This window comes from Paenibacillus sp. GCM10027629 (assembly GCF_042676425.1).
GTDB lineage: Bacteria > Bacillota > Bacilli > Paenibacillales > Paenibacillaceae > Paenibacillus_K > Paenibacillus_K terrigena.
Map to the genome: position 1 here is coordinate 12,866 of NZ_JBHTGZ010000003.1, position 23,957 is coordinate 36,822.

14 protein-coding genes and 1 pseudogene are annotated in these 23,957 nt (G+C 51.0%); 9 read left to right on the top strand and 6 right to left on the bottom strand.

Features of this window, described 5'->3' with window-relative positions; translation table 11 throughout:
* Positions 1 to 10: 10 nt before the first annotated feature.
* The 9 genes and pseudogenes from ACFQZR_RS01145 (at position 11) to ACFQZR_RS01185 (ending at position 17,267) form a co-directional block, all read left to right on the top strand.
* Positions 11 to 2,806, top strand: coding sequence for a glycoside hydrolase family 38 N-terminal domain-containing protein (locus tag ACFQZR_RS01145; protein WP_379342064.1), 2,796 nt, complete (start codon positions 11 to 13; stop codon positions 2,804 to 2,806).
* Positions 2,807 to 3,031: 225 nt separating this feature from the next.
* Positions 3,032 to 3,346, top strand: a pseudogene (locus ACFQZR_RS01150) (IS5/IS1182 family transposase); the annotation flags it as partial.
* A gap of 273 nt (positions 3,347 to 3,619) precedes the next feature.
* Complete coding sequence (locus tag ACFQZR_RS01155; RefSeq protein WP_379342066.1) at positions 3,620 to 8,425, top strand: discoidin domain-containing protein; 4,806 nt, start codon at positions 3,620 to 3,622, stop codon at positions 8,423 to 8,425.
* Positions 8,426 to 8,600: 175 nt separating this feature from the next.
* The gene (locus tag ACFQZR_RS01160) at positions 8,601 to 10,118 is read left to right on the top strand and encodes an extracellular solute-binding protein (protein ID WP_379342068.1); all 1,518 of its coding nucleotides are present in this window, start codon (positions 8,601 to 8,603) and stop codon (positions 10,116 to 10,118) included.
* 2 nt (positions 10,119 to 10,120) lie between these two features.
* Positions 10,121 to 11,998, top strand: coding sequence for a cache domain-containing sensor histidine kinase (locus ACFQZR_RS01165; RefSeq protein WP_379342070.1), 1,878 nt, complete (start codon positions 10,121 to 10,123; stop codon positions 11,996 to 11,998).
* A complete protein-coding gene (locus ACFQZR_RS01170) occupies positions 11,995 to 13,605 on the top strand; it encodes a response regulator transcription factor (RefSeq protein ID WP_379342072.1) in 1,611 nt (536 codons plus the stop codon). The genes ACFQZR_RS01165 and ACFQZR_RS01170 overlap by 4 nt, the downstream gene beginning before the upstream one ends.
* Positions 13,606 to 13,789: 184 nt before the next feature.
* The gene (locus ACFQZR_RS01175; protein WP_379342074.1) at positions 13,790 to 14,749 is read left to right on the top strand and encodes an ABC transporter permease; all 960 of its coding nucleotides are present in this window, start codon (positions 13,790 to 13,792) and stop codon (positions 14,747 to 14,749) included.
* 14 nt (positions 14,750 to 14,763) lie between these two features.
* Positions 14,764 to 15,687, top strand: a complete 924-nt coding sequence (locus tag ACFQZR_RS01180; protein ID WP_379342076.1) for a carbohydrate ABC transporter permease — start codon at positions 14,764 to 14,766, stop codon at positions 15,685 to 15,687.
* An 89-nt stretch (positions 15,688 to 15,776) separates the two neighbouring features.
* A complete protein-coding gene (locus ACFQZR_RS01185; protein WP_379342078.1) occupies positions 15,777 to 17,267 on the top strand; it encodes an extracellular solute-binding protein in 1,491 nt (496 codons plus the stop codon).
* Positions 17,268 to 17,392: 125 nt separating this feature from the next.
* Here ACFQZR_RS01185 and ACFQZR_RS01190 read toward each other — a convergent pair whose 3' ends face one another.
* From ACFQZR_RS01190 to ACFQZR_RS01215, 6 genes are all read right to left on the bottom strand, one after another.
* Positions 17,393 to 18,967 carry an FAD-dependent oxidoreductase gene (locus ACFQZR_RS01190; RefSeq protein ID WP_379342080.1) on the bottom strand — a complete coding sequence of 525 codons (1,575 nt, stop codon included), beginning with the start codon at positions 18,965 to 18,967 and terminating at the stop codon, positions 17,393 to 17,395.
* 370 nt (positions 18,968 to 19,337) lie between these two features.
* Positions 19,338 to 21,107, bottom strand: coding sequence for a stalk domain-containing protein (locus ACFQZR_RS01195; protein WP_379342082.1), 1,770 nt, complete (start codon positions 21,105 to 21,107; stop codon positions 19,338 to 19,340).
* A gap of 77 nt (positions 21,108 to 21,184) precedes the next feature.
* Positions 21,185 to 21,529 (bottom strand): EamA family transporter, encoded by a 345-nt coding sequence (locus tag ACFQZR_RS01200; protein ID WP_379342084.1) that lies wholly within the window; start codon positions 21,527 to 21,529, stop codon positions 21,185 to 21,187.
* Position 21,530: 1 nt separating this feature from the next.
* Positions 21,531 to 21,935: a DUF2304 domain-containing protein gene (locus tag ACFQZR_RS01205; RefSeq protein ID WP_379342086.1), complete on the bottom strand. Its 405-nt coding sequence runs from the start codon at positions 21,933 to 21,935 to the stop codon at positions 21,531 to 21,533.
* The gene (locus ACFQZR_RS01210) at positions 21,925 to 22,677 is read right to left on the bottom strand and encodes a glycosyltransferase family 2 protein (protein WP_379342088.1); all 753 of its coding nucleotides are present in this window, start codon (positions 22,675 to 22,677) and stop codon (positions 21,925 to 21,927) included. Before ACFQZR_RS01210 ends, ACFQZR_RS01205 begins: the two co-directional genes overlap by 11 nt.
* Positions 22,661 to 23,932, bottom strand: a complete 1,272-nt coding sequence (locus ACFQZR_RS01215; protein ID WP_379342090.1) for an ArnT family glycosyltransferase — start codon at positions 23,930 to 23,932, stop codon at positions 22,661 to 22,663. Before ACFQZR_RS01215 ends, ACFQZR_RS01210 begins: the two co-directional genes overlap by 17 nt.
* Positions 23,933 to 23,957: the final 25 nt, after the last annotated feature.

The following is a 23,957-nucleotide window of genomic DNA, read 5'->3' on the forward strand; positions in this document are numbered from 1 at the left end:
GGAACCAGCGATGCTTGAGAAATTAACCAATAGATTACGAAATAAAAAACTAACCTATCAAGAAGACCGTGCAATGACACAAATGAAGTATGCAACCCTTTTGTCAGCAAGAAAAGAAGGGGCATTTGATGATCTTATTGAAGAAGTGGAGAAGGATTTAGTAGAGGGATATGACGCGCAAGGGGCTATCACCAATGAGCTGGTAAGTAAGATGGAGCAAAAACTCATGCCACTACGAGAAGAAGCCAAGCAGTTTGAAATGTTATGTGTAGCTCATGCCCATATTGACATGAATTGGCAGTGGGGCTGGGATGAAACCGTAGGTATTACGTTAGATACATTTCGCACGATGCTGCAAATCATGAGAGAATACGATGACTTTACATTTTCACAATCTCAAGGTTCGTTATATAAGATTGTAGAAACCTATGACCCAGAAATGTTAGAAGAGATCAAACAAAGAGTGGCCGAAGGCAGATGGGAGATTACCGCGTCTACGTGGGTTGAGGCAGATAAAAATATGCCAAGTGGAGAGAGCCAAACGAGACAATTGTTATACACCAAGAAATACTTATCTCAACTGTTTAATCAGCCATTAGATTCCTTTAATCTCGATTTTGAACCAGATACCTTTGGACATAGCATCAACACGCCGGAGATTCTCACCAAAGCGGGCGTGAAGTATTACTATCATTGCAGAGGGCGCAAAGAGGGCCCCACACTATATAGATGGCAAAGCCCTTCAGGAGCTGAAATCATCGTCAACTGGGAAGCGCAATTTTATAATGCGTTTATTCATTCCGACATGTGTCTTTGTGTACCCGATCTAGCGGATCGAACTCATATCCCTTCTGTTCTAAAAGTTTATGGGGTAGGTGACCATGGCGGTGGACCAACAAGAAGAGATATTGAAAGAATCAAGGATGTTGCCACGTGGCCAATCTATCCTAAAGTGAAATTTTCGACGTATAGAGAGTATTTTGAAATCGTTGAAAAGCATAGAGATCAGTTGCCTATTGAAGTTCAAGAACAGAATTTCATTTGTGATGGATGCTACAGCTCTCAGAGCCGGATTAAAAAGGGCAACAAAGCTTCTGAAAATGGGTTGTACGAAGCAGAGCTCTTTAGTACATGGGCGGCTGTAACCCAAGGGGCCCGTTATCCACAGCAAAGTTTTGAAAAAGCCTGGAAATCCGTATTATTTAATCAGTTCCATGATATTTTGACAGGTTCAGGGGTTGATGCCACAAGAGATTATGCTCTAGGCCTTTATCAAGAGGTTGCAGCAACAACCAACACCAACAAGAAACTAGCTCTTCAAAAGATCGCTCAGCAAATTCATACGGCTGATTTTGTCGTAAGTGAGGGCGAGGATGAGCCGGGCTTGGCTTACGGTGCCGGTGCAGGATCTTCACAGTATGAGAATGGTACAGGCAAAAACCGAATTTACCATGTGTTTAATCCAACGATGCAGGCCCGTCAAGAAGTGATTGAATTGATGATCTGGGAATGGCCATATGACCACGAGCGTATGTTGTTTACCAATGAACAAGGTGAAGTCGTAACACATCAGGTATTAGAAAAAGACTTTAATCACTACTGGGGACACAATTATTTAAAAGTAGCATTGGAAGTGGATGTTCCCGCATGCGGCTATGCAACATACATGTTAACGGAACAAGCTATGGAGCGGGTTAAAGTAAGCTATTGGCATGAAAAACGTACCCAAAATGAACCATGCTATACATTAGAAAATGAGAAGATTAAAGTTGTGTTTAATAGCTTAGACGGATCGATTGACTCCATGATTGATAAAGCAACTGGGAAAGAAATGATCGACGCTGCGAGAAAATCAGGGATATTTAGATTAGTCGATGAGGCCGACCATAAGGAGATTACAGATGAGGGTACAGGAATGTCCTCTTGGTTTGTTGGACGCTACAAACATATAGAGTGGATTCATCAAAATCTAGAAATCACAAGTGCAGCAGGTACATTAAGAAGCCAAATAGCTTATGAGTTAAGTTTTAGGAATTCAAAGCTTAAAGTTATCGTTTCCTTAGATAAAGGCAGCAGTCATCTAGAATTTAAAGTGGAATGTGATTGGCAAGAGGTGGGGCGTCTTGGAAAAGGCGTACCGCAACTGCAATTCTATATGCCGCTTCATGATTCATGTGAAATGTATCATTATGATGTTCCTTTTGGCAAGGTTACACGACAAGCGCTCGACCTAGATCTTCCGGGGAATAACTATATCTACGGAGAAGGTAAGGACGGATCAACAGGTGTGATGCTCATGTCCAAAGTAGGCTATGGATTTAGAGGCGTAGATAATAGTCTGACCCTTACCTTACTAAGAAGCTCTTACGATCCAGATCCATGTCCAGAGTATGGCATCAATCATCTCGAATTTGGATTAGGTGTTATGCAATCCAGCAATCCCAAAGTGCTACATGACTATGTCCAAAAATATAACCACGAAATGACTGTAGTAACAGGGTTAAGACAACAAGGGAAGCTTAATCCAAGACATTCCTTTGTCGCATTTGAGTCTCAGACCTCTGTAGTTTCTTGTATCAAAGGAGCAGAGGAAGGGGACAGAAGTTTCATCGTGCGTTTTTACGAGATGGAAGGGAAAATAGACACCATCACATTGATTTGTCCAGAACGAATCAAGCATGCCTATTGGACAGATATCAATGAACAAAAAGTAGCATATAAGGAAGAGCTAAGGGTAGAGGATATAATACTCAAGATGGTCATCCAGCCTTATCAAATAGGTACAGTAAAAATAGTGCTTGAGTAGACAAATACGATTAGTTATTAAGTTTGATGATACAACGGATCAACAAGCTGTATCATGAGTTTTATAAGGCGAAGCGGTGAGATAGATATTCAAAAATGCAGGCATGCCGGATAGCGGATGCCTGTTTTTTTCAATATAAAAGCGGATATTCCTCTCAAAATGAAGGCCAAAGGAGAGCATATCAAGCGACTCGAAGCTGAGAAAAACTATCAGCTCGGCGATGCTAAAATTACTCTTATTCAATGCCTATTCGGTATTCGTTCCATGCGCCAGACGATTCCCCATTTCTCCACCTTCGGTAAAAATTATGATCGACGGTTTAAAGATACGAAGCTTTTTGAAGAGATCGTTACCCGAGTCCTTGAAGAGGCTTTGAAATATGGGTTCGTAAATCCAGACGTATTATTCATTGATGCTACCCATGTGAAGGCCAATGCTAATAAAAACAAATACCAGAAGGTACTCGTGCAAGAGCAGAGCAAATACTACCAGGAACTTTTTAAAGAGGAAATTGACGCAGATCGACTTGCTCACGGGAAGGATACGTGAGCATTTGAGAGAAAAGAGAATTTTTTTAGTAATCATAATTGGGAATAGATTTGCAATATCATCAGTATTATTAAATAGAGCGCGTTACTATTCAATTAGGCGTAAACTCACGGAAACAGGCTTTTGTCTGCTTCCGTAGAGTTTACGCCTTTTAGACGTCATAAGGAGGGATGCTACGAAAAGGCAGGCAAAAACGCTAAATATGATTATGCGAGATACGAGGGAGGAGAAAAGAAATTGAATGCGAGGAATGCGATAAAACGTATGATGGCAATTGCATTGGTATTGGTCATGATACAATCTTTATTCTTGGGGGCGGTGTCGGCGGCCGAATCACTCCCCGATGAAAAAAATACAAATTTGGCGCTAGGCAAGGAAACTAAGGCATCGGGTGTAAGCGGTTTCGCCAAGGAAAATGCAGTGGATGGCAACACGGGCACCCGCTGGGCTCATGAAGTGAGCTCCGCCTGGATCAGTGTGGATTTGGCCGCGCTCTGTAAGCTGGAGAAGCTGGAAATTGAGTGGGAGAATAATTCCATTGATATGGACTACTCGATCCAGTTTTCAAACGACAACGAGGTGTGGAGCGAGGCGATCACCGGGCAGAAGGCCGGCACGTCGCACAGTACCATCGTATTGGACAACGGCAAGACCGCGCGGTATGTCAAGGTTAGCGCCAAGGTGACAAAAGGCTATCCGTCGGTTTCGATCCGCGAGCTCGAGATCTGGGGCGTTGCCCCCAATACTCCCCCGCCGCCGAACAACCTCGACCCAGCGAACATCGCCCTAGGCAAAGCTGCGACGGCATACAAGAGCCCCATCAATTACTGGGGGCCAGATAAGCTGACAGACGGAATTGTCAACCGTAACGCCGACAAGCCGTCTCAGTCCCGCTGGTCCAGCGAGGCGGGTGCGCCGGGCTGGGTCACCATCGACCTCAAGCAGCAGCAGGTCTTTGATCGGTTGACCCTCGAATGGGAGCAGAACGTCGTCGAGGATTACCATATTGAGGTCTCGGACGACAACAAGACGTGGTCGAAGGTCTACACAGCAGTTACAAACAAGGAGGGCTATCCTTTTACCGACCAGGTCGTGCTGGAGAACGCGGTAACTGCGCAATACGTCAAGTTGTCAATCGACAAACTCAAACAGGGCGCATACCCTAGCGTCTCCCTGTATGAAATCAAAATTTGGGCGCCCGATGTGGCTAGCATTAATAAGGCTCTTGGCAAAACGGCGAGCGCGTCGAAGGACGACGGCACGCACAAGCCTAATTTTGCGGTGGATGGGATTGTCAACCGCGACGCCAACAGTCCGGACCAGTCCCGCTGGGCGAGTGAGCCGCAGGGAAAGGGCGCATGGCTCATGGTGGATCTCGGCGCGCCGCTGAACTTCAACCGCGTGGCGCTCGATTGGGAGACCACGAAGATCAAGATCGACTACCACATTGAGATCTCGAGCGACAACAAGACATGGGAGACCGTGTACACTGTAGGCACGCGTGAATACGCACTGCATGAGGAAATCATGTTGGCGGCCATGTGTACCGCACGGTATGTCAGGCTGGTGGCTGACAATGTGGATGGCTATCCGTCGGTCTCACTCTATGAGTTCGGAATCTACCAGGATCTGGACTTTGTTAGCGCAATCGACAAGGTGAAGAAGCAGATCAAGGACATCACCCTGAAGCCCGAGGACACCGAGCTCCCGATGCCTACCGGACTGCCAAGCGGCGTGGAGGTGACTTACGGCGGCACTGACTACGAACAGGTCATCGACGCAAATCGCAAGATCCACAAGCCGCTGGTTGACACCGAGGTAGCGGTGGAGTACAAGATCAAGCTTGCGGGCAGCAAGGAGACCGAACTGTACGAGGTCAAGCTGACCGTTCCAGGCAAATACGACAGCACGCAATCGAAGAACGCCAAGCCCAAGGTGCTGCCCGAGCTGCAGCAGTGGTTTGGCCGCGAGGGCGACTTCAACATCGAATCGGCGAGCAAGATTGTAGTAGATCCAGCGCTGGACCAGGCATATCAGGATATGGCACAGACCTTTGCGGTGGATTATAAGGAGATCACAGGAAATGCGATCAACGTGGTGACCGGCACCACGCCCGCCGCCGGGGACTTCTACTTTAAGGCCAGCACCCAGAAGCTTGACAAGGAAACCTACGACATGGAGATTGGGGAGTATGTGACCGTCTCGGCCAGCGACAGTGTGGGCGCGTTCTGGTCCACCCGTACGATCTTGCAAATACTCAAGCGCGACAGTACCAGTATCCCGAAGGGGCTTGTGCGCGACTATCCGTTATATGAGGTGCGCGGCTTCATGTTCGACGTGGGGCGCAAGGCGATTCCGTTAGATTTCCTGGAGATGTGGGTCAAGCAGATGTCATGGTACAAGATGAACGACTTCAACCTCCATCTCTCCGACGAGGCATTCGACCTTAGCTACTGGGGCTTCCGCCTGGAGTCTAATGTACCGAAACTGACCAGCACCGACATCTACTATACCAAGGATGAGTTCCGCCAGTTACTGATCGACAGCAAGGCACAAGGCGTGAATATCGTGCCCGAGTTCGATACGCCGGGTCACGCTTCGGCCTATACGTACGCACGGCCAGATCTGGCGCGGCCGGGTAAGAGTAACTATCTCGACGTAGAGAACCCGGATTCGCTCAAATTCATGAAGGAAGTCTTCGCAGAGTACATGGAGGATGAGAACCCCGTATTCCTGCCGGATACTGTGGTACACATCGGAACCGACGAGTACAAGGGTGGCAGCCAGGCGGAAAAGGAAGCGTTTCGCGTTTATCAGGATGCGCTGCTCAAGTTTATCCGTGATGACATGCACCGCACGCCGCGCGTTTGGGGTTCGCAGACCGAGAACAGCGGAACGACCCCGATCACCGTGGAGGGCGTACAGATGTACATGTGGTATCCGGGTTACGCGAACCCGAAGGCGATGTACGATCTTGGGTACGAGATGATCAACATCCATGACGGTAACGTATACATCGTACCGGGCGCGGGCTATTACTGGGATTATTTGAGCAAGTCCAATATTCTCAACAGCTGGAAGCCGAGCAACATGATGGGCCTACAGCTCCCTGCGGGAGACCCGCAGGTCAAGGGCGGCTCTTACGCGCTGTGGAACGACAAAACCGGCGTGAAGAACGACAACGGAACCACTGACGTGGAGTTATTTGACCGTATGTTCGACATCCTGCCCACCTTCAGCGAGCGGCTATGGAGCAGCGCCAAGGATTACAAGGTGGCGGACATCGACGCGCTAGCGGCGCAGATCAAGTACGCGCCGGGGACCAACCCGACCTATGATGTAAAGAGTAAGGGTCAAGTCGTGCAGTACTATGCTTTTAAAGAAGGCAACGAAAAGTTTGACGCATCCTCAAACGGCTACAATCTTAAGGACGATGCGGTCAACGCGGCCTTTGTTGAGGGTCGGGATGGCCAAGTGCTCCAGCTTAAGGGCGGCGAAAGTTACGTGGAGACGCCGGTGGACAACATGCGCATCAACTCCACGCTGGACTTCTGGGTGAAGCGCACGGCAGATGACGACGACACGGAAAAGGTTCTGTTCGAGTCCGATATCGGCGCGATCAAGGCTGTGCAGAAGGGAACCGGCAAAGTGGGCTTCTCCCGCGACTTCCGCGACTACTCCTTCAATTACACGCTGCCTAAGGGCGAATGGGTGCGCCTGACGCTGGTGATGGAGTACACCAAGACCACGCTCTATGTTAACGGCACGAAGATTCACACGCTGGAGAGGACAGAGCAGGGCGGCAACAAATGGGCGTCGCTGATCACGCCACTGTCCCGCATCGGCAGCAAGATCAACGCCTTCAGAGGTGAGCTCGACAACGTCGCGCTCTATAACTTTGCGGCCAAGGCGGAACAAGTGAATAACCTGCCGGCGCCGGACTTTATCCACACCATTACCTTTAAGACCAATGGCGGCAGCGCGGTTAGCGCAGCTACCGTAAAGGACGGCGAGAAGGCGGCGAAGCCCGTCGACCCGACACGTGAAGGGTATATCTTCGCTGACTGGTACACGGATATAGATCTGACGCAGGCCTATGACTTCAACACTAAGGTTACAAAGGATCTCATCCTGTACGCCAAGTGGGAAGTCCCGGGAATGGAAAAACCGGACGCGCCGACTGCGAAGGATGTAACCGTCACCAGGCCGGCCGTAGACGCTGCAGTTGGCCAAACTCTGATTACGATCAGTGCTGCTTTAGAGTTTAGAATTACTAGTGCATCCAATGTGGTAAAACAAGCTTGGACCTCGGGAACAGGGGAAGCGCAAAAGACCTCGGTAACTCCAGCACTCGTTGCAGGAGACAAGATCGAAGTTCGCGTGAAAGCAACCGATTCTACCCCGGCTAGTGAAATTTACACCTATATCGTTTCTGTCGATGACATTGGCAAAGCGGGGGCGGAATCGGAAACAGAAACGGTGCTAACCGGCCCGGCTACGGTTTCCGGGGATCAGACATTCACTGTTAACATGGGGCTCAATCATGTGAAGAATCCAGCTTATGCCCTGGATATTTCGCTGGCCTACGATGCGGATCGATTTGAGTTTATATCAGCAGATTCGATTATGGAAGGAATCGATATCGTAGGATTGCGTCAGGAAGCGGAAGGGAAAATTCGTCTACTTGTCGCAAGTGGTGGTGCAGACCATGCTGTCGCTGATGACGCGCAGCTACTGGCGTTTACCTTCAGAGCCAAGACGGTTACACAGAACGCAAAGGGCAATATTGCCGTCACTAATATGGCGTTTGGCGATGCGCAGGGCAATGAATATATCGGCAAAAATTCTATGATGCAAATTGAGATTAAAGGCGCAAATCCAGGCATGAAAGAGGATATAAACGGCGATGGGAAAGTCAGCATTGGAGATTTAGCCATTGTAGCTTCACGTTATGGAAAAACTTCGGCCGATGCAGATTGGGAAGAAGTAAAGCGAGCGGATCTAAACGGAGATGGAATCATTGATTTACAGGATCTGGCTGCAGTAGCTTTAAAAATAGTTACTGAATAAGATGCAAAGGGATATCCGGAAAAGTCGAATGACTACGGAATATCCCTTTTTTCTTGATCAGGAAAAATCTTGAAACAGGTAAATGCATATATGATAAACTGTTGAATTAGCAAAAGCAAAATACAACCCAATGATAGTAAGTAGATTTTTAGAAGCATGGGAGGTATTAAAGAGCATGAGGAGCAAATTTCGATCCGTTTCGATCCTGTTTGTAACCGCTTTCTTATTTAGCGCGGGATGTAATGTTCCGACTAGTGAGAAGAACAGGGAGGAGCAGCACAAAGGCGCTGCAAAGTCTATCGGCATTGTCATTTCTAATCTGGGGATGACGTTTCCTGCCGGAATGGACGAGAACGACAACCGATACCTGAGCTATATTGAGGCGCAAACAGGACTGGATATTAAGATTACGACGCCCCCTACGGAAGTGTACGATGAGAAGCTCGATGTGATCATGTCCTCCGGGAATCTGCCTGATATGCTCCATGTGTACAAGGCGGTATGGTTTGGTAACTATGCGAAGCAGGGGGCTTTTCAGCCGCTTGACGATCTGATTGATCAATACGGACCCCATCTGAAAGAAAAAATCCCTGCTGAGGCGTGGGATCGGGTCAGATATGGCGGGAAAATATACGCCATTCCCAGCTTGAACGAGGTTAGTGGTGTTGAGCTGATGTACGGTAGAAAGGACTGGCTTGACCGTCTCGGACTGCATCCGCCCGAGACGCTGGAGGAATACCATGAGGTCATTCGCGCGTTTACACAGGACGACCCCGATGGCAATGGCATTGACGATACGATCGGTCTGGCCTTGATGATTGATCTTGGACGGTCATCCCCGTTTTTCGGCGCTTTCGGAACGCAGCTGGATACGTGGGTTGAACGGAATGGAAAGCTGGTCAACGGCAGCATTTTGCCGGAAACGAGACAAGCGCTGGCCTACCTGTCCGGCTTATATGAGGAAGGCTTGCTGGACCGCGAGTTTCCGTTGAATTTGCAAAACAACCTTTTCGAAAAAATCCAGGACGGCAAAGTTGGGCTTTTCTCGGCCACCTGGTATGACACCCGCGGCCCCATTGCGGCCAACAAGCAGAAGGATCCGAAGGCCGAATGGATCGCTCTTCCGTATCCCACCGGACCTGACGGACAAAAGGGAGTATACGAAACTGATATGATCCGCGGTTATAATGTGATCCCGGCCAGCTCTCTGAGCGCGAAGGAGGTCATTCAGTTCCTTGATTTTATCGCGAGCGATTATAAAAATTTGAAACTTGGCTTTGAGAACGAAATATGGAAATGGGAGAACGGCAGGATGGTGACGGATTTCCAGAAGCACGACGAGCAGCTGTACAGGGGTATTTATCAATCGCTGGTGGATGTGCCGGATCCTGTACTGTCCAAGGAACGGCTGGATTCCTTGGGGGATTTTCATTTATACGACAATCTGGAGATGATTCGCCAAAACGTGATCCACAACGAGTTCTACGGCATTCCCACGTGGGCCATGAGCAAATACGACAAAAAGCTGAGTGAGCTTCAAGGCATTTTTACGAATATCATTTTAGGGATTGAGCCGATCGAGTCGTTTGACCGTTATGTGGAGCAGTGGAAGCGGGAAGGCGGGGATGAAATGACGAGAGAGGTGAATCGATGGTTTGAGCGCAGTGGGCGGCAAATGGTCAGGGGGGGATGAGGATGATTAACGTATTTCGCAGGGTAACTGACCGCTTTGCCAGTAACATCCAGACTAGGCTGACCGGCTATTTTCTGCTCATTCTCCTGCCGCTCGTTCTCATCAGCTTGTTTGCGGTAGAACGTTCAAGGGACATTTTATACGAGCAGGCCGTGAAAAGAACGGAGGTAGCGCTATCTTCGGCGATGAACCACTTTGATCTGGCGCTGCAAAACGTGGAGGAGATCTCTACGCTGATCTCGGCGGACCCGAACCTGAATGAGTTATTGAACAAGAACGGAGCGGATTTCTCGCCAAGATCGATCGTTGATTTCTCCAACGTGCTTCAACAGCTGTCGAACTCGGTCTCGGTCAACCGATTTGTATCGCAAATTTCGGTGTACCACCAAGCCACGCACATGTTCATCTCGACCCATTTCGGTGGCCGTAAGCTGACATCGGAGCCTGAACAGGAATGGCTGGTGGAATCGGCCCGGAATAACGGGACAGGGATTTCGTACGTCATGGCCGATTATCCGGTATCGGACGCCCGGACGTTCGGCAAGCTGATGGGAACGGACAGCGTTTCTTTGATTCGTTCCATGGATCTATACAATATGGACCGTAAGTCCAATCTGCTCGTGGTTACCTTTAACCGGAGCAAGCTGCTCAACATTCTGAAGACGCTGCTTCCGTCGGAGAACAGCCGGGTATCTCTGTTCAATGATCGAGGGGAAGTTATCGTCGAGACGGGGAATGCCCCAGTAAGCGGAGCTCCCTCTTCCAAGGATATGGAGGTATCGATGGACTCCGAATATTCCTCCTGGCGGCTCGCGCTCGTTCAGCCGAAAAGCGAACTTTACCGGGAGACCGATCAGCTCCGGTTGTTCACTTTTACGATTATCGGGATCAGCATTCTGCTTGCTTTTATTATCTCTTGGGTCGTGTACAGTGGAATCGCTTCCCCGGTGCTCAAGCTGTCGCGCGGGATGAGGTGCCTGAGCAGCGGTGAAATGAACGTCCACGTGGAGACCCGAAGGAAGGATGAGTTCGGCTTCTTGATCCAGTCCTTTAACCGCATGGTATCCGTGCAAAAGCATTTGATTGAGGACCATTACGAGCAGCAGCTCCGGCTCACGACAACGGAACTGAAATTTCTGCAATCCCAAATCAATCCGCACTTCTTGTATAACACGCTGGATTCCATCTACTGGGCAGCCAAAAATTATGAGGCGGACGAGATCAGCGAGATGGTGATGAACCTGTCGAAATTTTTCCGTCTCAGCCTGGATAAGGGAAGGCAGGTATTTACCGTTGAAGAGAGCATGACCCACCTGCACTATTATATTCGGATCCAGCAGCTGCGTTTTCTGGACAGCTTTGAGGTGGAGTATCGGATTTCCGATGAAACGAGAGCACTTCCGATCCTGAAGCTGCTGCTTCAACCGCTCGTGGAAAACGCGATTTTGCATGGACTAGAGGGGAAGGAGAGCGGAGGAAGGCTCATCGTGTCTAGCCGGATGGAACAGAACAGGGTGGTGATCTGTGTGCAGAACAACGGCCCAGGGATCGAGGAGGAGCGTCTGTCCTATATCCGGAGCGAGCTTGGGCGGATGAGGTCCCGGAGCTTTCCATCCCTGTCGCAGGACGAGGAGAACATCAAGGATTTGTTCGGTCTGCGGAATGTCTTCATACGATTGAGGCTGTACTACGGGGAAGAGGCTGATTTGACGATCGAGAGCATGCCCGGGACCGGCACGATTGTTGCGATTCGAATCCCCGTGAATCCGGCATGCAGCGGCAACATGAAGACGGATGCGGTGCTTGTTCCGCGGCGGAGATCGGAGATCCAAGACCGTGGTCGTGCATATGACCCCTACGAAGGAGGGCGGGAAGTTTGAATTTAATTATTGTGGAGGACGAGCCCAGGCTCCGAAATTCGCTGGCGTACAATATCCCCTGGGAAGACCATGGGATTGAGGTGGTTGGACTCGCGGCGAACGGGGTAGAGGCGCTTCAGTTGGCGGAACGCAAAATGCCGGATTTGATGCTGATCGACGTTCAGATGCCAGAGATGGACGGCTTGACCTTGATTGCCCGGCTGAAGGAAAAGCAGGTCGGAAAGCGGTTTATGAAAATGATTATTTTAAGCGGCCATGACAATTTCGATTTTGCCCAGCAGGCGATGGAGCATGGGGTGTCCCGCTATTTGTTAAAGCCTGCCGGGGAGGAGGTCATCCTGAAGGCGGTGCTTGAGGCACGTGATGGGCTCCGGGAGGATTTAGAGCAGTGGAGAGGGAAGGCGGAGCTTGAGCGAAAGTGGAGGGACCATATGCCGAGCCTTCAGAACGACTTCATTCTGAATTGGGTGAGCGGCAAATACGATGAACGGGAGATACTGAATCGGAGCAGCGAGCTGTATATGGGCTTGGAGAAGGATACGCAGCTGGCCGCAGCCGTCTTGGACTTGGATCCCGTTCCGGAGCATGACGCTAGGTTCGGCCCGAACGACCGTGAGCTGCTGCGGTTTACGATCCGGTGTCTGGCCGGGGAATTGCTGTCCCAGTCCTCCTGCTGGGTATGCACGGACCCGGATTCGGACGTACTTCTTGTGTTTAGGGCGGAGCCCGAACAAAATCCGCAGGAATTCATGCTGCACATCAATGCGTCCGTCGTCAAGCTACTCTCCCATGCGAAGGAAATTTTGAAGCTGACGGCGAGCGCTGGCATTTGCGGCAGGGCGGGAAGGATGGAGGAGCTGCCGCAGCTATATTCGGAAGCCTGTAGAGCCCTCCAGGAAAGAGTCGTGTACGGGCCGGATATCGCCATACCTTACCGGGAAGAAGAAAGAGGGAACAGGCCTGAAATCTCCGTGCAGCAGCATCTGGAAAAAATGCTGGAGATTGCGCTGGAGACGGCGCATGAGGCTAAAGCGGCCGAGGCCGTAGAGGGCCTGTGGCAGGAGCTATTCGCTCGTACCGGGACATCGCAGCAGTTCCAGGAGGGCGTAATGTATATGAACAGCTTGTTCATTCGGATCATGGTCAAGCAGGGCTGGAGCATCCGGGAGGTGATAGGCGAGGACTGGGCATTTATGCAGAACATCCAACTCCTAAACACGAAATCGCAGACACGATCTTGGCTGGCAAGAACCGTAGGCCGTATCACTGATTATATGAAGGGACAGCGTAAAAGCAGCAGCCATCAGATCGTCCAAAAAATAGCGAGCATCATTGAGCAGGAAATCGACCAGGATATTACGCTGCATACTGTGGCCGACCGGTTGTACGTCAATTCCTCCTATCTGAGTCGGCTCTTCAAGCAGGAGATGGGGATGGCTTTTTCGGCTTACGTGCTGGAGCAGAAAATGGAGAGAGCTAAGCGGGTCCTGCAGGACGGGCAAAAGGTGTACGATGCCGCAAGGCAGACGGGCTACCGTGATGTCAGTTATTTTACGAAGGTGTTCCGTAAGTACTGGGGCGTCAATCCGGGGGAGTTCAAACCGTAGCACGAATATATTATTAGATAAGGCATCCCTTGAACCAGATGGGATGCCTTTTTGCGTGCGCCAAAGGAGCATCAAATTACCACAAACAGTAATGATTGTCGCCTACCGGGCTTTTTAGCCTAGCATTACAATTTTAGATATCGAAGTTAGAATTTAGTGCTTATTCATCAGAGGGGGGAATTGCATGAAGCCAGGATCGAAGAAACTGCCTGTACCCGGATCGAACCGCCGAGGATATTTTCCCTCGCTGTGGAGCGATATCTGGAAGGAATGGGATTTGTACTTGCTACTGGTTCCGGGGGTTCTGTTTATTTTGCTTTTTAAGTACACGCCCATGTACGGCATTACGATCGCGTTTAAGGATTTCAACATATTTACCGGCTTTGGGGACAGCCCATGGGTCGGTTGGAAGCATTTTGAGAAGCTGTTTACCTCACCGGACTTTGCGCGGGTATTCCAAAATACCGTCATCATCAGCCTGCTGAAAATCATCATCCTGTTCCCGCTACCGATCATTGTGGCGCTGATGCTGAATGAGATGAAGAACATGATCATCAAGCGCTCGGTACAGACCGTCATTTACCTGCCGCATTTTCTATCCTGGGTCATCGTAAGCGGCCTGTTCATCGATCTGTTGTCCACGAACGGCGGTCTGGTGAACAAGCTGCTGGTATCGCTCAACCTGGAGCCGGTCGCTTTTTTTCTGGATAACAGCGTGTTCCGAAGCGTGCTGGTCACCTCGGCTGGATGGAAGGAAACCGGATGGAGCACGATCGTGTACCTTGCCGCATTCAGCATGGTCGATCCGACCCTCTACGAGGCGGCCAAAATCGACGGGGCAGGCAGATGGAAGCAGCTGTGGCATATTACGCTTCCCGGCATCGCTCCGATCATCATTCTCATGTTCATCCTGCGCCTGGGAAATATTCTGGAAGCGGGAACGGAGCAAATCCTGGTCATGTACAACCCGGTGGTGTATAAAGTTTCGGATGTCATCGGCACGTATGTCTACAGACAAGGCCTTGGCAATCAGGATTACAGCTTCACAACGGCTGTAGGACTCTTCGAAGCCGTGATCTCGTTCACGCTGGTCATTGTCGGCAACGCGCTCAGCAAAAAATACCTGCAACGGGGAATCTGGTAAAGGAGGAGAGCACGATGAGACAGGATCTCGATTTAAAAACCATTTCCGCAGGTGTAGGGGTTAACGCCATCAAATCTTCCACGGGAGAGAAAGTTTTTACCGTATTCAATTACTGCGTTTTCATCTTGATCGGGATTACGACACTGGTTCCTTTTATTAACTTATTGGCAAAATCCCTCAGCAGCGAGGATGCGGTGGTGTCTGGGCGTGTCGGGCTATTCCCGGTCGGCATTCAATTTGACACCTACAAATACGTTCTACAGGACTCGCTGTTCCTGACTTCCCTGAAAACGTCCGTGCTGCTGACGGTGATCGGGACGGGGCTTAGCTTGATCATGACCACGATGACCGCCTATCCTCTCTCCAAGGTCCGGCTGCGCGGGCGTAAATGGCTGCTGCTCATGTTTGTGTTCACGATGCTGTTCAGCGGCGGTTTGATTCCAACGTATCTACTTATGCACAACCTGAATTTGGTCAACACGTTCGCGGTTTTATTTTTACCCGCAATGGTAAACGTTTTCAATATGTTGATCATCAAAAATTACTTCGAGGGGCTGCCGGACTCGCTGGAGGAATCCGGTAAGCTAGACGGTGCGGGAAATATTCGGATTTTGATTCACATCATGCTTCCGCTTTCCCTACCGGTACTCGCTACGATCGCGCTGTTTTTTGCGGTTGCCTTCTGGAACGATTATTTTACCGCCATGATTTACATTACCGATCCGGAGCTTAAGCCGCTCCAATTGTACCTGAAGGAGTTGATCGTTTCTTCCAGCGGAGATTTTCTGAAAAATAACGTGGATCTGGCTATCAACATGACCCCGCAATCGATTCAAGCGTCGTCCATTTTGCTCGCGACCATCCCGATTCTGCTCGTGTATCCATTCCTGCAGAAGTATTTCGTCAAGGGTGTACTGGTTGGCTCGGTCAAGGGCTGAAGAGGGCAAAGGTCATTCCACAAAGGCGGTGATGCCCTCTTATACAAGGGTTCGGCGTAACGGTTATCCCATTCCAAGGAGGTTAAAGCATGAGAAAAAGAAAAACGATGTTTGTCGCGTTGCTGGGTCTGAGTCTAGCGGTGTCCGGCTGCGCCGGAGGAGCTTCAAAGACGGAGTCACCAGGATCCTCTTCAGAGGGGACGAAGGGAGGAGACGGCAAGAAGGAGATCCGCATGATCATGCAGTACGGGCTGTTTGATCCGGCCAAGGAGTATATCAGCCAGTACATTAACGAGAAGACGGGATACAACGTCAAGTACGAAATGCTGCCGGCGGAAAATGGGAATGAAAAGCTGAATCTGCTCATGGCCAACAAAGAAAGCTTTGATGTGATGAAGCTGAGTTCCGAGCAATTCTACAATCTCGCGACTTCGGGCGCGCTGGAGCCGATCGATGATCTTCTTGCCGCCCACGGCAATTACATCAATCAGGCGATCAAACCGGAATCGTGGGGCAGTGCGACCATCGACGGCAAGAAATACGCCATTCCGGAGACGGGGACGGGCGCGACCGTCGGCGAGGAGCTGGTCGTACGCCAGGATTGGCTGGATGAGCTGGGCCTGTCGATTCCGACCACTACGGATGAATTGTACAATATGCTGAAAACGATCAAGGAAAAGAAAAACATTATCCCGCTCACCGGCAGCAAGGACTCCATCTATGGCGATATCGCGACGACGTTCGGCCTGCTTACCGACTGGAAAGAGGTTGACGGCAAGCTGATGCACAAGGCCGAGCTTCCGGAAATGAAAGAAACCCTGGCCTTTATGAACAAACTGTATAAGGAAGGGCTGCTGGATACGGAAATGCCGATCAACACGGCGCAAAAAGCGATCGAGAAATTTACAACCGGCAAGGCGGCCGTTTACAAGCTGGCCTGGTGGAACGCGGGCAGCACGATTTCCGCGCTGAAACAGAACTTTCCGGATGCCAAAGTAACGGTTATCCCTTATTTGAAAGGGAAAGACGGTAAAGCTGTTACCGGCGTAGACACGAAAACCAACTGGTTCATTGCCATACCGAAGGCCTCCAAAAATAAGGAAGAGGCGATGAAATTCCTGAACGCGAAGCTGGAGCCGGAGACGTTTAAAGGCCTCGCCATCGGTCAGGAAGGCGTTCACCATGAGGTGAAGGACGGCAAATATTATCCGATTCTTCCTAAATTCAATGATGATTTGGGCAATGCCAGTGCGTTCATCACCGGCGTTGACGAGGAGAAGTACCCGATTTATTGGCAGGCTCGTGTCCGGAAGGATCCGGTGCTTCAGAATTATTTTGAAACGTTCCAGAAAAATGCTGAGGGCATTATCGTGATTGATCCGATGTCCGTTGCGCCGCCGATTGATGCCATTTCGAAAAATACGTTGAAGCTCAGAACGCTGCTCGATGATAATGTGCTGAAATTCATCAGCGGTTCCGAGCCTTTGGAAAACTACGATACGTTCCTGCAGCAATGGCGCGCGGAAGGCGGAGACGATATGGTGAAGGCCGCTAATGAGTGGTATCAGTCGAAAAAATAAAAGGAAGTATACATCCGGCGCTTATTGCGGCTATAGAATACAATGCTTAATCACGAACTTAAAGAGGCATTCCCCAGGTCTTTTCGGACTAGGGGAATGCCTCTTTTTGACGACAGGGCAGCTATTCAAACCGAGTGAATGGACGGCCACGCGAGCTCGATGCCCTCTTGGCTGAGCCGCCGCTGAAAATCGACCAGCTCGGTCTTGTTGTTCCGCACGGCGGAAGGAATGAGCCCGCGGTCGAGACAGTAGCTCGCGCAGTATCCCGCAGCTTCTCCGATATTCCACTCCACGGGATGGAGACGGTAGCAGCCGTTCGTGATATGGGTGACCCCGATATTTTTGCAGGCGGCAAGCATATTCGTGATCCGTTTCGGAACAAGGCTGCCTAGCGGAATTTGGAAGGGCACGGAGGAGATGTCGATGTAAGGCTGGCCGCCGGTGCTCGGATGCAGATCGATGCGGTAACAGCCGATGCCCACCGAATCGTGGAACGTCTCCGCTCGTCCGTCTGGACGGCAGTCGGTGGCTACATGCTGCTCAAGCACCGTAAATTCCGCTTGAATTCGTCTGGATTCGCGGATGTACGGATACATTGCCAGTCCGTCTCTTGTGCCGACGATATCCGGGCGGAGGCGAAGGCCGGGATAGCCCTGTCCCCCGTCCGGACGGGGAGCCGCAGTCTGAAGCCAGTAGAGCAGGGAGAGGCTCAGCTGCTGTGCTCCATACAAATGGCGATTTCGTTCCTCTTCGCTTACGTCGATGACGGGTCCGAGCCAGTAATCGTTCTGCGGCCAGTTCACGAGCGTGACGGGGCTGCCGAATAGTCCGTCCCGAAACAGAGAGGGATTCAAAATTTGGCGGTATTCGTACAGCGAAAATTTCCCGAAGCCGGGAAACAGCTCGTAGGAGACAGGCTCCATCGTTGACGGCTTGACACCGGCCAGGCTAAGCAAACGATCGGGCCAAAACGCCGGCTTGTAGTCGCGCCAAAAGGAATACTGCTCCGGTTTGTTGATCGTGTGGTCTTCACCTTCTACATAATCCAGCGCATAACACCAGGTAAAGCCCTGCATATCCATCGGCTGTGCCTCCCCTTCCACGGCATGGGGCTCACCAGTCTGACTTTGGGACTCTGCTCCTGTCACGTATTCGATGCCGGCTGCGGGAAGAAGATCGCCGCATTCCGTGGCGTCCAGGTAAAAAGGCGCGATGAGCTCAACCAAATCGCCGGTTACGCTACATTGCACGGTGACGCTCACGATCCGGTCGCCGGACGTTTCGGCCCTCAGCAGTTTATGCCGGTGTAAAATCATCAATCGTCCACTGTGGACGTATGGCGCCAGCATTTGCTCCAGCACGGCCAGCGCCGCGCGCGGCTCATGGCAAAGCCTGCTGACGATGCCGCCGCCGGGGTTCAGCGGAACGGCGCCACGCCCGTCGTCCTTTAAAGGGAAAAAGGTTCTGTAGTACTGGCGGACTCCGTCCCTGAATGATCGATAGCTTGCCGTGCAGCCGAATGATTCGATCCATGGGTGCTCATCGGGCGGCACTGCTTGGCTGGTCAGCTGACCACCAATCCACTCGGTCTCTTCGGTCATAATGACTCTTTTTCCGGATTTGGCCGCCGCGAGCGCCGCGGCCGTACCGCCGGTTCCGCCTCCGACAATGATGATATCGGCATGCATTTCTTTACTCATCCGAAAAACCTCCTTTTCATTGCTACTTTCTTTATCCTATGGCAGCCGGAAGGCAGCTATCTCTAGTGTAAAAGCTAAAGCGGCAGAACAGTACGGTCCGGCGGTGACCTTTTATGGTAATTTGATGCGGAGTTGGGCAAAACAAACCTCCGAAATACACCTGAATGGGTACAAGTGACAAGTATCCTAGGCGCCTGATGAAAGAGTATGAGGGTTTCCTGTGTCTAATGGTTGTAAGGAGGAGCCTGATTACATTTCGAATTGATTGATCATTGTCATTGATAACAGGAAAGCAGACGGTTAAAAGAGCTTGGCATCTCTTGGACGCCGGAAAAGCCCGTCAAAGCATTTGCGCTTTGACGGGCTACTTTTACTCCTTCGAGAGGGGCAGAAAAAACAGGGCAAACGGCAAATTGCTGCCAGAGGCGGGGGATAGCCAGATTTCGACTTTCTCCTCCTGGTCTTTGGTCCGGTACAACACAGTGGCACTTTGCTGGGACCCGCTAGACTTAATATCGACGACTTGCTGGTTGACCCTTGCCGAACCAAAGTATCTTCCGCCTCGAGGGTTAAAGGCGATCAGCGTACCTGGCGAGACGTGATTCAAGGTGATTTTGTACAGCACGCCGTAATTGCCTGAATTTATAGCGACGGTGTTAAGGATCCCGTCCATCCCCTCCTGAAAACGATCTGTTTTGTTATCGGTTAGCGGCAGACGTTCCGGCTTTTGTCCAACGATACCATCATATGTGAACACTCGGGTTGAATCTGCAAACGTTCCGCGGACGATCGCTTCGTTAGGGTTCAAATTAGGCAGGGAGGGCAGAGCCGCGATAGGGTCTTGATCCGCTCGGACCATCAACATGGTGTATTCGATCGGCCCATCACTGGTCAGATCGGCGTTCATCGATACGATATCTCCGGGAGCAGCAACGGCAGCATTGAGTTGAGGGAAGATCGCCACGCTTTGACCTGGCTCTATTTGTTGGCTCGACCGTTCATTACCGGTTAGGGTAGACTGCAAATACCTTGCGCCAGCCATCCGTCCAGTCACCTCGGGATGTGGAGACGGACCGGCTAAGCCTGCGCTTTCAATCTGGATCGAGACGGCCGTGTCATTCCGATTGGTTGCGATCAAGTAAAATCGCGCCTTGGTATTCAGGCTGTTTTTATGATGAGCCATCAGGCGGGTTGGTCCGGAAATGGTGTCCCGATATAGAATTCCTTCTTCATTGACGGATTCAGGTCCGCTGGTGCGGAATAAGATATAGGGCTCGGTCGTGTAAGTATACGGCAGTGCATCAAATGATAAAACCATTTCATTTATATCGATAGAGGTACCCGGTGGAGCGATGCGCTTGCCGTATTCTTCCTTGGTGTACATGACGTCGGATGTAATCTCGATTTGCTTACTGTACGTCGAGCTAAGCCCTTGTTTATCTTTCACCGTCAGCTTAATTTCGACGATACCGGCTTCGAAAAAGGCAGGTTCGTTGTTTGCCCACTCCCGACTAGTGATCGCATTTTCGTCATCGGTACTCTCGTCATAGACCGTGATGGGTTCACCGATCCGATATTGATCCTTATCCGTTCTAAAATAAGCTGTGGGAGGTTCATTCTGCGGCTTTTCAGTTTCAGTTTCGGAACCCGAGCCACCGCGGGACAGCGTGATTCGATCCCCTTCGAGCTTATAGGGGATACGAAAGGCGGCCGTCAGCGAGGTGAACGGAACCATGAGGACGCCTTTGTTCTCGTAGGCTGCACCGCTCATCGGTTGCCCGCTTCCGTTGACTTCGTACGTCTTCGTATTTACCCGGTACCGGGCCACAGTACCGTCTGGTGCTGCTGTGTTGACTGCTTTGGCGGCCGCATCGTAGGTGACCGTATAACCCAGGATTCCGGCGAGAGAACGGAGACTAACATAGGTAACACCTTGCTTCACCACCGTGGTGCCGCTTAAGGTCTGGGTGGCTCCGTTATTCTCGATCCGGTTGCTGTTCAGATAGAGAATCGTTTTTGTGGAACTAAGATCTGCCTGTAAAGCGGACTCGATCTGCGGGGTTTCTGCGAAGGCAGAGGGTACTTCATAAGAGGAGAGCAGAATTGCGGTAGTGAGTAAAATGACTTTTTGCAGTTTCATGTAAGTGACTAACTCCTTTATAGAAGGTAATAGGGTGAAAAATAGTATGATGCCTTAAGCGTATCTGGCGTTGGACGTCATTTGGCGGCAATCATGGCCGCTCCCAGAACGATGACGGCGGCCCCAATCCAGCGGTTCAGCGGGACGCTCTCGCCGAAGACATACCAGGCGGCAAAAATGCCGATCGCATAAGCCAGACTTTGTAAAGGATAGGCCAGACTCAAAGGCAGACGGGACAGTACGACGAACCACAGTCCCGTAGCCAAGGCGTAAAGCGCAATCCCAAGCAGGATCAGTGGCGAGAACAAGACCGAAAAGAGGTTTCCGAAATGGATGCCCCCGGATTGCTGCAGGCCGATTTTCCAAGCGATCTGCCCGGCAACAAGGAGAATGATATTGAGCATAAGCATCGAGTACGCCATGTCAACGAATCACCTCTGTCATCTGGCCGTGGGAGGGAGCCTGTGCCGGTTGAACAGACAGGGCCTCGAGCTCTTTGATCCGCTGCTCCTGAAGGCCCAGCGTCTGGGTCAGAATAATGACCCGATGCGTGAGGGAAGAGACGGCCATCGTCAGATGGAGCAGAATGAACAGCACGGCCACCACGCTTAGAAAATACAGCAGGGATGGAGGATAATAGATATGAATCCACTGCGCGACAACGTCGAGCAAGGACGGGAACAGAGACAGTGCCATCATGACCGAGCTCATCAGCAGCCAGAGAAGCGCATATTGCTCCCGCAGTTTGCGTTTCCGGATCAATACTAGAATCGTGCCGGCGAACGCCAGGCTGATGCAGAAACTAATGAGGTAAATATTAAGATTCATAGCGATGTTCCCACGCTTTCCTTTTCATCGTCTTCATGAGCAGGACGGATAGGATGACCTTCGACATGTAGTACACAGATTTTAGCGCCGATATGCTCGATACGCCGCCCTGGCGCTCATGCATGACAACCGGAATTTCGGCAAAGGACAGCTCCCGGTTGTAGAGCAGCATCAGTGCCTCCACTTCGGGATAATCGGTCGGGTACTCCCGGGCGAAGAGGGAGATGGCTCGTCTTCCACACAGACGGTAGCCCGAAGTAGGATCCGTTACGGTCCTTCCGGTCAATCGGGTCAGGAGGGTCGACAGGACACCGATCCCCATTTTGCGGGCAAAGGTGGACTGAAAGCCTTCCTTCGTGATAAACCGGGAGCCGATCACCATGTCGGCATTGGTATCGAACATGGCGAACAGAAGCCGACCGAGATCGGACGGACTATGCTGTCCGTCACCGTCAATTTGCACGGCATAATCGTAATGATGCTCCGCCGCATAGCGGTATCCGGTCTGAACGGCACCGCCGATCCCCAGATTGCAGGTGAGGTCGATGACGTTGACTCCGGCTGCCCTGGCAATTGGGCCGGTCGCATCGCTGGACCCGTCGTTGATGACAAGAACGTCTGCGTAAGGCGTTTCTCGGCGAAGCTGGTCAATGACCTGTGCGATGCCCTCGGCTTCGTTATAGGCAGGTACGATGACGAGCACCTTAAGAGATTGATTGCGGATATCAGCTTGGTTCGACATGAGAAACGTCTCCTTTCTGTGAGCGGGTTGATGATTGGGTTAATTTCATCCATAGGGAGCGGAGGATCGCCGCAGCGGTCACCACATCCATCATGATAATCAGCGGCATGACGGTATAGTTGTAGCGGTACTCAGGCACGAATGCCAGACGGGTGACCGTCATGACGACGACGATCAGCATTAGCAGCGTTAAAGGTTGCTTCCATCTCCGAAACGTTGCGATGAAGGCAATCGGGCAGAACCAGACAAGCGCCAAATGCAGCAGGCTGCCCAGCGGACTCGGAAGCACGCGGTATAGCGGGCCGTGGCCGCTGCCGAAGTACATATTTGAATAAATGTACTTGAGCTTCCCGACGGTGTACCACTTCATAAATACCCAGGTATGCTGCGTAAAGCCGATTTTCAGCCGCTCTTTGGCGACTTCCATCTGAGTTTTGCCATGGCGGTCCACCAGGCCGTCTTCGTAGTTTTTGTCCGGGTAGGTGCCGGCCGCAAAAGGATTAACCTGGGTCGAAGCGACAACCACCTCGTGCAGGGAGACGATATTACGAATCACCCATGGCGAGAGGATAATGGCTGTTCCGATGCAGGTGAACAGCAGCAGCTTTAGCGAGATACGATGTTCCTTTTTCCAGAGAAAATGAAATATGTACACCGGTACAATTAATATCAGAAACTCTGGCCGGGTCAGTACCAACAGACCCATGACACTTCCGCTAAGGAGAGCGAATGTCCGTGTCTTGTTCTCAAAGGCCGCCAATTGCAAGCGAATAAAGAGAATTAGGAAGAAGCAAGCCAGCGTCTCCGTGAGTATGGCTCCGTTGCTCCAGACAAAAGGCGGATATACGCTGCAGATCAGCAGCACGATGATGGCTGCCTTTGTTCCGGCCAGCTTGCGCGTGATCGTGTACGTCAGCCATAGCGTGACCAGACTCATGATGAACTGGATATACCTGATGTGTGGGAACGGGTCATGGTGCTGGTAATCGACCAGTTTGTACACCGCTGCCATAAACAGAGGGTATCCTGGGGTAACCTGGGCATTCGGCTCGGTGTCTTTATAAGCGTAAATCCCTTTTTCCAGCAGTTGTCGGACCATCACGTCGTAGTTTTTGGTGTCGTGTGAAACATGGTGGTTCACCGAGACCAGGAAATCGAGCCGCAAATACGTTGCCAGCGTGAAGATTAGTAAGATCAACATGATAAGCAGCGGCTTTTTATAAGTGGATGAAACCTTGGAAATGATCGTGTTCATTCGAGATTCGTGCTCCTTCCTCTGT